The sequence below is a fragment of the Acinetobacter sp. NIPH 2100 genome (genome assembly GCF_000369805.1).
Taxonomy (GTDB): domain Bacteria; phylum Pseudomonadota; class Gammaproteobacteria; order Pseudomonadales; family Moraxellaceae; genus Acinetobacter.
In genome coordinates this window covers 388,421-402,027 of record NZ_KB850224.1, presented here as the reverse complement: position 1 = coordinate 402,027, position 13,607 = coordinate 388,421, and the positions used below count along the sequence as shown (strand labels likewise).

Genomic DNA, 13,607 nt, shown 5'->3' with positions numbered 1-13,607 from the left:
TATTGGTAAGATTTAGCTTAATAAAAGAAAATTAATTTGCAAAACACTCGATCAGTTCAAAGTTTTGGCTATGAATCAAGGTAAAAGCAACACTTTCTGTAGTGGTATTTTTGCATAACAAAAGTATAATTTTTAAAATACATATTATAAACATTTATTGTCATAAGGCGGACAGATGTCAGGATTACATACGTCTCCAAAGTTTTCGGGGTTTATTCGACGGTTAGTTGAAGATGGGCACATGCCTACAGCAACAATGCAAACAGCCATCGATGCTGCTAAAAAAGCACAACAAGATATCGTTGCGCACTTGATTGAACAACATCGGGTGTCTCCATTAACCATTGCTGAAACCATTGCAGCCGAGTTTGGTGAACCACTTTTCGATTTGGCTGTTTATGATACGGCCTTGTTGCCGCGTGATTTGGCAGATAATAAACTAATCCAGAAACATAGAGTTGTACCACTGATTCAACGTGGTCAAATCCTCTATGTTGCGACCAGTAATCCCACCAATATCGAAGCACTAGATGCGATTCGCTTCAATACCAAGCTCAATATTGAACCAATTATTGTTGAACATACAAAACTCGAAAAACTGATTGAACAACAGTTTGGTGATTCTGGCAGTTTTGATTTTGGTGATCATGAAGACTTCGACCTCGACGTTGATGTGAACCAAAACACAGAAGCCGATGATGAAGCCCCCCAAGGCGATGAATCCCCTATTGTCAAATACATCAATAAGCTGTTGATTGATGCAATCCGTATGGGCGCATCTGATTTACATTTCGAACCTTATGAAAAAATGTATCGCGTGCGCTATCGTGTGGATGGTGTATTACGCCAAATCGCCAATCCACCGTTACAAATGGCAACCCGATTGGCTTCTCGTTTAAAAGTCATGTCACAAATGGACATCTCAGAAAAACGCATGCCGCAAGATGGCCGTATTAAACTGAAATTGTCTAAAACCAAAGCAATTGATTTCCGTGTCAACTCACTCCCAACGCTGTTTGGTGAAAAGCTGGTACTACGTATTCTCGATCCATCCAGTGCTATGCTTGGTATTGAGGCACTGGGCTACGAAGACGAGCAGAAAGCTTTATTTATGGATGCATTGGATAAACCTCAAGGCATGCTCCTGATTACAGGTCCAACAGGTTCGGGTAAAACGGTCTCGCTATATACGGGTTTAAATATTTTAAATACCGAAGATACCAATATTTCCACGGCCGAAGATCCTGTTGAGATTAACTTAGAAGGCATCAACCAAGTCAACGTAAATCCTAAAACAGGTTTAACCTTCTCTGCTGCATTAAAAGCATTCTTACGCCAAGATCCTGACGTGATTATGGTCGGTGAGATTCGAGACCTAGAAACAGCGGAAATTGCGATTAAAGCCGCTCAAACAGGTCATATGGTAATGTCTACACTACATACCAATAGTGCACCCGAAACCTTGACTCGTTTGCGTAATATGGGTGTACCCTCTTTTAATATTGCAACCTCTGTCAATCTGGTAATTGCACAACGCTTGGCACGGCGTTTATGTAGTCAATGCAAAGAAGCTATTGAGATACCGAGACAAAGTCTTTTAGAGCTTGGGTTTACTGAGCAGGACTTGGCTGATCCTGAGCTTACTATTTTTCAGCCCGTCGGTTGTGCTGAATGTCGCGAAGGCTACAAAGGTCGTGTCGGTATTTATGAAGTGATGAAGGTTACACCTGAAATTTCCAGATTGATTATGGAAGATGGTAATGCGATACAAATTGCAGCAGCATCAGAACAAGCAGGTTTTAATAATCTCCGTCGTTCAGGTTTGAAAAAAGTCATGCGAGGAATTACCTCTTTGCAGGAAGTCAACCGAGTAACAAGTGAATAAAATTAATAAAAAGGATTAATAATCATGGCAGCTAAAAAAGCGCAAATGATGCCAACTTTTGCTTATGAAGGGGTCGACCGGAAAGGAGCAAAAATTAAAGGGGAAGTACCAGCCCGCAATATGGCTTTAGCAAAAGTCACTTTGCGCAAACAAGGCGTGACCATCAAAAATATTCGAGAAAAGCGTAAAAACATTCTCGAAGGCTTGATGAAGAAAAAAGTCACCACACTCGATATCACCATCTTTACACGTCAATTGGCAACCATGATGAAAGCGGGTGTGCCTCTGGTACAAGGCTTTGAAATTGTTGCTGAGGGTTTAGAAAACCCTGCAATGCGTGAAGTGGTATTAGGAATTAAGAGTGAGGTGGAAGGAGGTAATACCTTTGCGGGTGCACTGAAAAAATATCCACAATATTTTGATAATCTATTTTGCTCTTTGGTTGAATCAGGCGAACAGTCAGGTGCACTTGAAACCATGTTGGATCGGGTAGCGATTTATAAAGAGAAGAGTGAATTACTCAAACAAAAAATTAAAAAAGCAATGAAATATCCAATCTCAGTGATAGTGGTTGCTGTCATTGTCACCATTATTTTGATGGTGAAAGTGGTTCCCGTATTCCAAGATTTATTTAGCTCTTTTGGTGCCGATCTCCCTGCTTTTACTAAAATGGTGGTGAATATGTCTAAATGGATGCAAGAATATTGGTTCATTTTGATCATCGTCATTGGTGCAATTATTGCAGCTTTCTTGGAAGCTAAAAAACGGAGTAAGAAATTCAGAGATCTATTGGATAAAATGGCACTGAAAGCGCCAATTTTTGGAGATTTAGTTTATAAAGCGATTATTGCTCGCTACAGTCGCACCTTGGCCACAACATTTGCTGCGGGTGTGCCACTGATTGATGCACTTGAATCAACCGCGGGCGCGACCAACAATGTCGTTTATGAAGAAGCTGTCATGAAAATTCGTGAGGATGTTGCCACAGGCCAACAGCTACAATTTGCCATGCGTGTTTCCAACCGTTTTCCGTCGATGGCGATTCAAATGGTTGCAATTGGCGAAGAGTCCGGTGCTTTAGACAGTATGCTGGATAAGGTCGCAACACATTATGAAAATGAAGTTGATAATGCCGTCGATGGCTTAACCTCAATGATGGAACCTTTAATCATGGCAATTTTAGGTGTTTTAGTCGGTGGTCTGGTGATTGCGATGTACTTACCAATCTTCCAAATGGGCTCTGTTGTTGGTTAATTGGGAATTAAATGCACACTATCTTATTTTACTTTATTGAAAACCCAACTGCACTGTATCTTGCGGTTGGGCTTTTTAGTTTATGTATCGGCAGCTTTTTAAATGTTGTCATTTTCCGCACCCCTCGCATGATGGAACAGGAGTGGCAGCAAGAATGTCAAATGCTGTTACATCCTGAACAACCTAGTATTGATCAAAGTAAACTGACCTTAAGCCAACCAGCCTCAACCTGTCCTAAATGTGACTCACCTATTCGTTGGTATCAAAATATCCCTGTGATTAGCTGGCTAGCATTACGTGGTAAATGTGGGACTTGCCAAAATCCGATTAGTATTCGCTATCCGCTGATCGAACTACTGACCATGCTCTGCTCTTTGGTTGTTGTTGCCGTATTTGGCGCAACAGTACAGATGCTGTTCGGTTTAGTCCTGACATGGGTATTGATTGCATTAACTTTTATCGATTTTGATACACAGTTGCTGCCTGACCGCCTTACCTTGCCCTTAGCTGCTTTGGGCCTCGGGATCAATAGCTATGCCATTTATACCACCGCAAGTGCCGCAATTTGGGGATATCTCATCGGCTTTCTCTGCCTCTGGATTGTGTACTACATTTTTAAACTCGTGACCGGCAAAGAAGGCATGGGCTATGGTGATTTCAAGCTTTTGGCCGCACTCGGGGCATGGATGGGGCCAATGCTACTACCTTTAATTGTGCTACTCTCTTCTATGGTCGGTGCAATTATTGGTATTATTTTGATGAAAATGCGTGGTGAAAATCAGCCATTCGCATTTGGCCCTTATATTGCAATTGCAGGTTGGATTGCATTTTTATGGGGTGATCAAATTATGAAGGTCTATCTGGGCGGTTAATATGAGTTTTATCTTGGGCATTACGGGTGGTATTGGTAGTGGAAAATCTGCGGCCACACAATGGTTTGAATCTCAAGGTATCACCGTCGTTGACGCTGACATTGTCGCAAGAGAAGTGGTTGAACCAGGTCAACCCGCTTTGCAAGCGATTCAACAAACCTTTGGTGACTGGGTGTTATTGGAAGATGGCCAACTGGATCGACGTGCACTGCGTGAGCATATTTTCCAGTTCCCGGAAGCACGTCAAAACTTAGAAAAAATTACCCATCCTGCCATTCGCCAATCGATTATTCAGCAACTACAAAATGCTGAAAGTCCTTATGTAATTTTAGTCTCACCGCTGTTGTTTGAGACCAATCAACATGAATTGGTTCAACATACCTTACTGATCGATGCTGATGAACAAACTCAACTGCAACGCGCAGGTCAAAGAGATGGACAAACTGAAGAACAGATTCGAAAAATTATTGCAGCGCAAATGCCACGTGCTCAAAAACAACAGTTAGCCAATGATATTGTACTGAATGATGGTTTATTAGAGCATCTGTATCAGCAGCTTAAATCCTTACACTTCAGTTATTTACAACGAGCAGAACACGCTTTCTAGCCTTGTTTCTGTTTAGCAAGTTGAGTAGCCAAAGTGTCTTTACGAAACCAACGCCATGGCTGTAAGGCACCAACACCCATCCCGATCAAGCCACAAATAATAGCTGCATTCAATGGTTCGTTCAGTAAAGGCACAGCCACAACAGCAGCGATGAAGGGTGCCAAAGTCACAATACTGCCTGTTTTAAACGCACCTAAACGCTCAATTGCAGCAACATACGTCAATGTGGCAACGATAACCACCAAAATGCCGTGAAATAGCCCTTGGATCAGCAGATGTAGAGGTGCTGCATCATGAAAATGCTTGGGAATAAAAAAAAGATAAATCGGCAAGTAGATCACGGCTGACCAAATCACCACACCTGCAGTTGCATGCCAAGCGGATAATTTCCACTGTCTCAGCAACACCGTAAATATTCCCCACCATACTGCGCTGATGAAAAGTAACAGATCGCCCCACCCCAATGCCGAAGCTTGGTCATGCAACATCAAGTAACTCATAAGAATTAAAGCAGCCATCATAATCATTAGACTCAACCATGTGTGTTTATCAAATGGTTGTCTGAATAGCAGATAAGCTGCGACGGCTGTACAGAGCGGGATACAGCCATTTAAAAAAATAGCAGCATGTGCAGCAGGTGCATGTAAAAAAGCAGTATAGACGGTGAAACAATAAGCCAGACCACCAATGAGGGCTAAGATGACGGGCCGAGTATCCCATAAAAATGCAAAATCTTTTTTATAGATCAAGACGGGTATTAAAATCAGGGAGGCAATCGCAAAGCGCATTGCCACCAGATCCCAGACACTCACATGCCAATGTGCATTTAAACGAGAGAAAATAGTGAATCCTCCCCAAATGCACATGGTAATAAAGACAAAGAAATAGCCTTGTGTACGGACAGTCATCAGAGTTTACATTGCCAACATTTGGCTAAATTATACAGCACTACGCTGACGACACGCCTCATAAAGTGCCATACCTGTGGCCACACTGACATTCAAACTTTGTAGATCACCCGACATCGGGATGTACACGGTATGGTCACACTGTGACTGGGTAATCGGACGGAGACCTGTATCTTCAGCGCCCATGACAATCACCACAGGACCTTTAAAATCGCATTGATGAATCGGCAATGCTTTTTCATCCAGCATGGTGCCAATCACACGGGTATGTGTGCTGTCTTTTAAATGTGCTAAGGTTCGCGCTAAATTGGTCACTTGAATAAACTTAACTTTCTCAGCACCACCTGCCGCAACCTTACGTGCTGTTGGTGTTAAGCTTGCTGAACGGTCACGTGGCACAATCACCGCCTGAACACCCATCGCAGCTGCGGTACGAATACATGCACCAAGATTATGCGGATCAGTCACCTGATCAAGCGCTAATAACAAAGCATCTGGTGATTGCTGCATCAATTCATCCAAATCTTTTTCATTTAAGGTTGGATGTGGACGAACAGCGGCAACCACTCCTTGATGGAATGGCAAACCTGCCAGCTTTTCTAAGCTGTCACGACTGGCTTTTTGAATACTAATCCCAAAAGGTTCTGCCAGCTGCAAAATCTTTTGCAAACGCTGATCATCACGACCTTTCAAGGTAAATAAAGTCAAAACGCGTTCAGGCTCTAACTCCAACAATGACTCCACCGAATGAACGCCATAATAATATTCAGGTTTAGCCATGAACGACCTCTAACAATTTCATATCAACGAAAAATAAAAATCCTGCAAAGTGACTTTACAGGTGAGGAGCGATTATAGCTCCGCAAGAGTACTTAATAAAAAAATCCTGCAAAATGTCTTTACAGGATTTCTATTGACTCTAGTGTACTCGATTTAGAAGGGAATACGTTAGCCTTCTAAATGACAGACATAATCGAGTACTTCATCCGCTTCGATGTGGAACATACTATTACCAGGCACATAGAAAGACTGACCTGCACGGAATAGTTCACTTTCAGTGCTATCTGCTATTTTGACACGGCATTCACCAGAAATAATTTCCATACGTTCTGGAACATGTGTTTCGAAAGTTAAAGCCTGTTCAGTAGGTAGAATTACACCCAAAGTCTTTTTTGTACCATCTTCAAATTGTACTGTATGGCTAATACATGCCCCACCAAAATACACATTCGATTTCTTAATGACCGTTACATGATCAAATTGCACTGAACTCATGCGTACTCTCCAAATAATGCCGCATTTATATTAAATTATGCTGGACGTAGTTTAATTGCGCCGTGACAACTAATCAATCCATTTTCTAGGCTAAACATAGCAATTTTCATACCTGAGCGAGGAAAAAACAAAGTGGAACTTTGTCCGAGCGCAAGACGAGTAGCTATGCTGCGAGTGACGAGGAAAAAACAAAGCATGAGAAGCATTGCTTCGCAAGGTCTGGGCGCAAGTCGAGCAGTTATGCTGCGAGTGGCGAGGAATAATAAACATTAATAACATTTTGCCCAAGCGTAAAACCTTAGCTCACCCATATAAATGCTGAAGAAAAAATCAAGCAGCTAAATACATAATGAAATAATCCTCTATCCACACAGTAAATCAGGAAAATCCTACATTCATCTCTTGTGACAACTTAAAAACTTCTCTATCTTTAAGCAAAAGATTCTGTGCATTGGATGCGTTTATGCTCACCCATTTAACTTTAATTAATTTTGCACTCGCTGACCATTTGGCTTTAGATATTGAACAAGGCTTCAATGTGCTGACTGGTGAAACTGGCGCGGGCAAATCATTATTGTTAGATGCCCTCTCTGCCTGCTTAGGTGAACGTACTGATACCAATTATGTGCGCTACGGTGCAGATAAAGCAGACATCACTGCAGTATTTAGCTATCAGCCTGAAAGTGCCGAAGCACATTGGCTGACGGAACACGAACTGGATGATGACTCAGGTGAAATTCATTTAAGACGTGTGGTTTTTGCTACAGGTCGCAGCAAGGCCTGGATTAATGGCCGCCCGAGTAGTTTAGCTGAACTCAAAGAAATTGGCCGTTTGCTGGTACAGCTCTATAGTCAACACAGTCAACAACAGTTATTAGAACCGCCTTATCCGAGACGCTGGTTAGACCGTTATCATAATTTTGCTGAGCCCTCAAATGCGGTACGCGAAGCGTATAGTACATGGCAAAAGAATATTCGCCTGCATCAAGCGGCTTTGGATGCACAAGCCACACGGATTCAAAAAATACAAAACCTAGAATCTCAAATCGAAGAACTTGAGGACGTGGTTCAAACAGATTATCGCGAAACTGAACAAGAGTTTGATCGTCTCAGCCATCACGAACATATCATGCAGGACTGTAGCTATAGCCTGAATGTATTGGATGAAGCGGAGCAAAATATTACTCAAGAAGTTGCCTCGATCATTCGTCGCTTAGAATCTCATGCAGGTCGCAGTGAACAACTTTCCAATATTTATAATGCTTTGTTAAACGCCCAAAGCGAAATCGATGATGCCACGGCGAGCTTACGTCAATTTATTGATCGCCAAAGCTTTGATCCTGAGCGTATGGAACAGTTGAATGCGACTTTAGAAGTATTCCATCGTCTAGCACGCAAGTACCGTACTCAACCTGAATTACTGAAACAAGAATACGAAACTTGGCAGCAAGAATTAGAACAATTACATCAACTTGAAGATCCAGAAACCTTGGCCGAACAAGTTGAAATTTCTTATCAAGCATTTATGCAGAAAGCACAACATTTAGATGATATTCGTCGTGCAGCTGCAATTCCATTGGCCAAACAACTGACCGAGCAAGTTAAACCGCTGGCACTGCCTGAAGCACATTTCGAATTTAAGTTTGAACCACAAGAAGCTGCCAATGCAGAAGGATTAAGCTTCATTCAACTGTTATTTACCGCGAATAAAGGGATCCCACCGCAGCCACTTGCACGTGTTGCATCAGGGGGCGAACTCTCTCGTATTGCGTTGGTAATGCAGGTCATGAATGCCGAAAAAACGGATGCTGAAGTACTGGTATTTGACGAAATCGATGTGGGGATTAGTGGTGGCACGGCTGAGGTGGTTGGGCGTCTGTTGGCGGACTTAGCCCAACACGTGCAATTGCTGTGTATTACCCACCAAGCACAGGTTGCGGCGCAGTCTGACCAACATTTATTGGTGAAGAAACAACAGACTGATCCTGCAAGCAGTACCATTATTGAGCTTGATGAAGACCAACGTATTTTAGAGCTGGCACGTATGTCGGGTGGTGTTGAAATCAGCGAAACCACCTTGCAACACGCAAAACAATTACGTCAGCTCAAATTTCAATCTGCCTGACCCTGTTACAAAATATTAGAAAATAATTGGCGAAATCCGATTAACTCTTGTATGTTGATAAAAAGAACCTATATAGATAGATCAGCACAATTTTTGATGGAGAACCGCCTAGGTGACGAAACAATACTTAACTCACCGTTGTCTCATCGCTCCACCAGACATGGCAGATGACAGCTTTGCAAACACCGTCATTTATCTTGCTCGCCATGACGAAGACGGTGCTCAAGGCATTATTATTAACCGCCCGTCTGACCTACAAATCAAAGAATTACTCAATGATTTAGAGATTGATGCCGACAATGTACAGCCACATGCTGTTTTGCAGGGCGGTCCATTACGTCCAGAAGCAGGATTTGTTCTACACACAGGCCAACCGACATGGCATTCATCAATTGCAGTGGGTGAGAACGTCTGTATCACCACCAGCAAAGACATCTTGGATGCGATTGCACATAATGAAGGTGTCGGACGTTATCAAATCGCATTGGGTTATGCGAGCTGGAGCAAAAATCAGCTTGAAGAAGAAATTGCACGTGGCGACTGGCTCATTTGCGATTCGGACATGGATTTGATTTTTAATCTGCCATATGACGACCGCTGGGATGCAGCTTACAGAAAAATCGGGGTAGACCGCACTTGGCTGGCGTCTGAAATTGGTCATGCCTGATATGCAAAATGCTCAATCGATTATGGCTTTTGATTTCGGTACCCAAAAAATGGGGATGGCAATCGGTCAATCTAGTATTGAAAGTAGCAATCCCCTGCCATTATTTGCAATGAAAGATGGTATTCCTGATTGGGATAAACTCTTAAAGATCGTCAAAGAATGGCAACCTCAATTATTTTTAGTGGGCTTACCACTGAACATGGATGATAGTGAATCTGAACTGTCTGCTCGTGCCCGTAAATTTGCCCGACGTTTACGCCATCAAACCAATATTGAAACTTGGATGGTGGATGAACGGCTGACTACACGTGAAGCGAGAGAAGAACTTGAGTTTTATCAAAATAAAGGTCAAGCCAAACGCTTATCTGCTGATAGTTTTGCTGCTGCATTACTGATTCAAAGCTGGTATCACGATCCTGCTGGGATTACGCCTTAAAAAGAAATCGCCCTCCAGTTCTTTCAACATAGCGGCATCCGTGCCGCTCAGTGCAAGTCAACAACATCATTTCTCAATAATTCTAACCGTTGCGGTACGCCCAGAAACAAAGGCCAATGGATTATGCGGTTGTTCATCTAAAACAATTTTCACTGGTACACGTTGCGCCAAACGCACCCAACTAAAGGTTGGATTCACATTTGCCAACAGATTAGAGCTGCCTGAACGCTCGCGATCTTCAATCCCTGTCGCGATGCCTTGTACATGTCCACGAATCTGCTGACGGTCCCCCATCAGTTGGACAGTTGCCGAATCACCGACATGAATACGGTTCAATTTGGTTTCTTCAAAGTAACCGACGACATAAAGCTGTTGGCGATCTAAAAGTGCTGCAACCGCCTGCCCAACTTTGACGTAATTACCCACGCGCAAATCAAAGTTTGATAAGGTTCCGTCCGCTGGAGCAATCACCTCCGAGCGATGCAAATTCAACTGCGCCAAATGCAGGTTACTATTCGCAACCTCAATTAAGGCTTGTTGTTGTTGAATGGCAGCATTGGCTTGTTCAATATTGGCCGTCAGTTGCTCTTTTTCAGCTACAGCTTGATCACGCACAGCAAATACTTGATCCTGTTCCTGCTTTGAAATCGCGCCATCCATCAAGCTTGCATATCGAGCTGCATTTCTTTCTGCCAGCTTTTTATTCGCTTCAGTCTTGACCAAACTGGCTTTTGCACCGGCTAGATTGGCATGTGCTTGTGCCAGACCTGCTTTGGCTTTGGCTAAATCTGATTTAGCTTGCTCAACATCCAGTGCTTGACGTGCCACATCAATTTTAAAAAGTACCTGCCCTTTTTTCACCGTCTGGTTATCTTGAACCAGCACTTCGGTGACTAAGCCGTTAACGTCAGATGCAACCTGAATCACATCACCACGGATACGACCATCACGCGTCCACGGAGCAGCATTGTAGTAATTCCATAAATGCACCACCGTATATACAGCAATCAGAACTGCCAATATCAATACAATAGGACGTATGATTTTTCGCACATCAAATGCATTCATGTTCATCACCTCTACCACTTTCTTTTAAATCATTAAATTTCAGAATAAGCATTTATTCAAAGACCTTAAGCCCACAGCCACACAAACAACCAATGCACCACAAGCAACAAACCAAAGTAAAAACATAGGTTGAAAATACTCGGTAAGGCGATCCAGCCCTTGATTGCCGCACGATCAATAAAAGGACTCACCAACTTGAACAGCACATAGGCAATAATGGCTTGCACCAAAAGGATTGGGATATAAATCCCATAAACATTAATTTCACCCATGAGATACACCTAAGCCGTATATATCCGAATACATCTGCTCTGTTGAGACATGACCAATGCTTTCGCAAATATTATTGAGAGAAATCAACAGTCGCTGGTGCAATTGAACATCTTCAACCTGTTGTGCCATACGCTGCAAACGTTCTATTTGCTGCACAATGTGTATTGGGAAATGATTGATTGACAGCTGTTTTTCTTGGGCATAAAAATAGTCAGCGAGTTGCTGCTGCAATACGTTGAGTTCACTTTGCAGCGCTGTCTGTTGCGGTAACTTCTGGCTAATTTCTTGTAACCTTACCAAATCAACCGTCGAGCTACTTTCAACCAACGCATGTTGAATCGCGGTTTTAATCTCAGTATTTTGTACCATCTTGGTATTCAATACCCCGACACGGTCTAACATACTGCGCAAATGGATTTTAAAATCACTGCCATAAGACAAATACAGAGTTTGTCGCATCGCTTGATAATGTAAAGCCAAAATCCGCGTCGCACTGGTATCTGGTGAAATTGCACGGACCAAATTAATGACAATCAGAGACACCAAAACCCCTAATATCATCCCAAAAGAGCCATCCAGATAAGAAACCGCATCCATCGTATATTGATTATGCAAGTTCAAACCCATCATGGTATTAATCCCAAGCACCATCCCGATCGGCATCAACATCTGATTTGCCATCATCGTGACCGCTACAAGAAATACTGGAAAGAGTACCAAAGCCAACTGCCAGAAATGAGTCACATGCGGAAAGATGCCAAAGGCGTATAAAAACACTAGACCTGCCGAGACAACACTGCCCCAAATAAAGATTCTGAGTACAGGTACAGGGTTATCCAAAGCCGTAAGAATACAGGCGGTAATCGCACCCATTTGTGCCATCATAAAACCTGTTTTCCAACCCGATAAAATCCATGCTCCTGTCACAATAAAGGTAATCAGTACCGCGCTAATCCCGCCACGAATCGCAATGCCGTGATCGCGATGCAAACTCGGATATTTGGTTGTGATTGCTGTAATCTCAGCGGGAATATCTTTTTGACCTTGTTGGATCTGCTGCCAGATCAACTTCACCGCCAAAATATTGGCAATAAAATGCCGAACATCCATTTTCAATGCAGCCAGCACGATTTGTTGTTCAGATGATGCCATCGCAATCAGTTCAGCAAAATCCTCTTCAAAACCCACAGGAAGCTGCTGCAAATCGCTTGGAACCAGCGCTCTTTCCTGCTTTAAAAATGCCAGTGTATGTTGATGAATACGATTTAAATGCGGTGCAAGGTCAACCAGCTGCATTTGCTGTAACTGTTTGACTCGCTGAGACAATGCAACCAGATTGGCGACTACCAATGAAACCTGATGTAGCATTTCCTGTAAAGGTTTGGTCATACCATTGAGCTCACCTTTTTCATATGCCAGATGTACTGCCAAGGCATGAATATCTGAAGCATCACGGGTGATCACCGACAAAACCTGAGTGTAATTCTCAGGTTCATCCTGAACTTTAATTAATCTTTCAAAGGTGCTTTCCAAATCACTTAAGGTCTTGTTGACACGCTGCTTGATCATTGCACCAACATGAACTGGAAAGAAAGTTGCCGATACCACTGCCGTTGCTATCACACCAATTGAGATTTCCAAGACTCGTGCCAAGGCAATATCAAAAATATTGTAGGTGTCGATATAGGTAATGGCATTATAGGCAATCATAGCCGTTGAATAGCCTGCCAGCATAAAGACATAACTACGAGCAGTACGGTCAAGCAATGATATGTATAAAGCAAAGCCCACCCATAACGACAAAATAATGGTGAACAGCCACGGCGTATTGATGAAATGCGGTGTGAGCAATAAAGCAATTATCGCCCCTGCAATCGTACCGACCAAACGATAGACACACTTTGAAGACACCATACCCGAGTACGGACTGGCGATAATTAAGACTGTACCAATCGACCACATTGGATTAATTAAATCTAATTCAAACGAGATAAACAGTGCCAGCATACCTGCCACAAATGTTTTGCACGCAAAAATGAGGTCGAGTCGACTCGGTCTAAAAGCCAACAACTGTTTAAATAGCATGAACGTGTCTCAATTCAGATTCAGCATTACCATTCTTACATCACTAAAAAGTGACGACTCGTCCTGACTGATTTGAGAAATTCGAATCAGGGCAACCGATATCAATAAAGCTGAGGATTGGGCGTGATACACAATGTTGGGTATTTTTAGAC

General features: G+C 42.7%; 13 protein-coding genes. 7 read left to right on the top strand and 6 right to left on the bottom strand.

Features of this window, described 5'->3' with window-relative positions; translation table 11 throughout:
• Positions 1 to 175 precede the first annotated feature (175 nt).
• Genes pilB through coaE form a run of 4 tightly spaced genes read left to right on the top strand, consistent with a single transcriptional unit; the run spans position 176 to position 4,618 of the window.
• Positions 176 to 1,885, top strand: coding sequence for a type IV-A pilus assembly ATPase PilB (gene pilB, locus F887_RS15995; protein WP_005291425.1), 1,710 nt, complete (start codon positions 176 to 178; stop codon positions 1,883 to 1,885).
• A 24-nt stretch (positions 1,886 to 1,909) separates the two neighbouring features.
• Positions 1,910 to 3,139 (top strand): type II secretion system F family protein, encoded by a 1,230-nt coding sequence (locus tag F887_RS16000; protein ID WP_005291424.1) that lies wholly within the window; start codon positions 1,910 to 1,912, stop codon positions 3,137 to 3,139.
• 11 nt (positions 3,140 to 3,150) lie between these two features.
• The gene (locus F887_RS16005) at positions 3,151 to 4,011 is read left to right on the top strand and encodes a prepilin peptidase (RefSeq protein WP_005291423.1); all 861 of its coding nucleotides are present in this window, start codon (positions 3,151 to 3,153) and stop codon (positions 4,009 to 4,011) included.
• Between the two features lies 1 nt (position 4,012).
• Positions 4,013 to 4,618, top strand: coding sequence for a dephospho-CoA kinase (coaE, locus tag F887_RS16010; RefSeq protein ID WP_005291419.1), 606 nt, complete (start codon positions 4,013 to 4,015; stop codon positions 4,616 to 4,618).
• Here the strand turns inward: coaE and F887_RS16015 are convergent.
• The 3 genes from F887_RS16015 to F887_RS16025 form a co-directional block, all read right to left on the bottom strand.
• The gene (locus tag F887_RS16015; RefSeq protein ID WP_005291417.1) at positions 4,615 to 5,526 is read right to left on the bottom strand and encodes a DMT family transporter; all 912 of its coding nucleotides are present in this window, start codon (positions 5,524 to 5,526) and stop codon (positions 4,615 to 4,617) included. The two genes, coaE and F887_RS16015, sit on opposite strands and share 4 nt — an antisense overlap.
• Before the next feature lie 30 nt (positions 5,527 to 5,556).
• Positions 5,557 to 6,306 (bottom strand): 23S rRNA (guanosine(2251)-2'-O)-methyltransferase RlmB, encoded by a 750-nt coding sequence (rlmB, locus tag F887_RS16020; RefSeq protein ID WP_005291415.1) that lies wholly within the window; start codon positions 6,304 to 6,306, stop codon positions 5,557 to 5,559.
• 168 nt (positions 6,307 to 6,474) lie between these two features.
• On the bottom strand, positions 6,475 to 6,801 hold the full coding sequence (locus tag F887_RS16025; RefSeq protein ID WP_004802302.1) for a pyrimidine/purine nucleoside phosphorylase: 327 nt from the start codon (positions 6,799 to 6,801) through the stop codon (positions 6,475 to 6,477).
• A gap of 463 nt (positions 6,802 to 7,264) precedes the next feature.
• Between F887_RS16025 and recN the strand changes: the two genes are divergently transcribed.
• From recN to ruvX, 3 genes are all read left to right on the top strand, one after another.
• On the top strand, positions 7,265 to 8,926 hold the full coding sequence (recN, locus tag F887_RS16030; RefSeq protein WP_005291413.1) for a DNA repair protein RecN: 1,662 nt from the start codon (positions 7,265 to 7,267) through the stop codon (positions 8,924 to 8,926).
• 112 nt (positions 8,927 to 9,038) lie between these two features.
• Positions 9,039 to 9,593 (top strand): YqgE/AlgH family protein, encoded by a 555-nt coding sequence (locus F887_RS16035; RefSeq protein WP_005154877.1) that lies wholly within the window; start codon positions 9,039 to 9,041, stop codon positions 9,591 to 9,593.
• The gene (gene ruvX, locus F887_RS16040) at positions 9,586 to 10,029 is read left to right on the top strand and encodes a Holliday junction resolvase RuvX (protein ID WP_005291411.1); all 444 of its coding nucleotides are present in this window, start codon (positions 9,586 to 9,588) and stop codon (positions 10,027 to 10,029) included. The genes F887_RS16035 and ruvX overlap by 8 nt, the downstream gene beginning before the upstream one ends.
• Before the next feature lie 66 nt (positions 10,030 to 10,095).
• Here the strand turns inward: ruvX and F887_RS16045 are convergent, their stop codons facing one another.
• The 3 genes from F887_RS16045 to F887_RS16055 all read right to left on the bottom strand — a co-directional run bounded on the left by F887_RS16045 (position 10,096) and on the right by F887_RS16055 (position 13,455).
• A complete protein-coding gene (locus F887_RS16045) occupies positions 10,096 to 11,097 on the bottom strand; it encodes an HlyD family secretion protein (protein ID WP_005291409.1) in 1,002 nt (333 codons plus the stop codon).
• A 65-nt stretch (positions 11,098 to 11,162) separates the two neighbouring features.
• On the bottom strand, positions 11,163 to 11,369 hold the full coding sequence (locus tag F887_RS16050) for a DUF1656 domain-containing protein (RefSeq protein WP_005154872.1): 207 nt from the start codon (positions 11,367 to 11,369) through the stop codon (positions 11,163 to 11,165).
• Entirely contained in the window at positions 11,362 to 13,455 is a 2,094-nt protein-coding gene (locus F887_RS16055; protein WP_005291407.1) for an FUSC family protein, read from the bottom strand. Before F887_RS16055 ends, F887_RS16050 begins: the two co-directional genes overlap by 8 nt.
• Between the last annotated feature and the right edge of the window lie 152 nt (positions 13,456 to 13,607).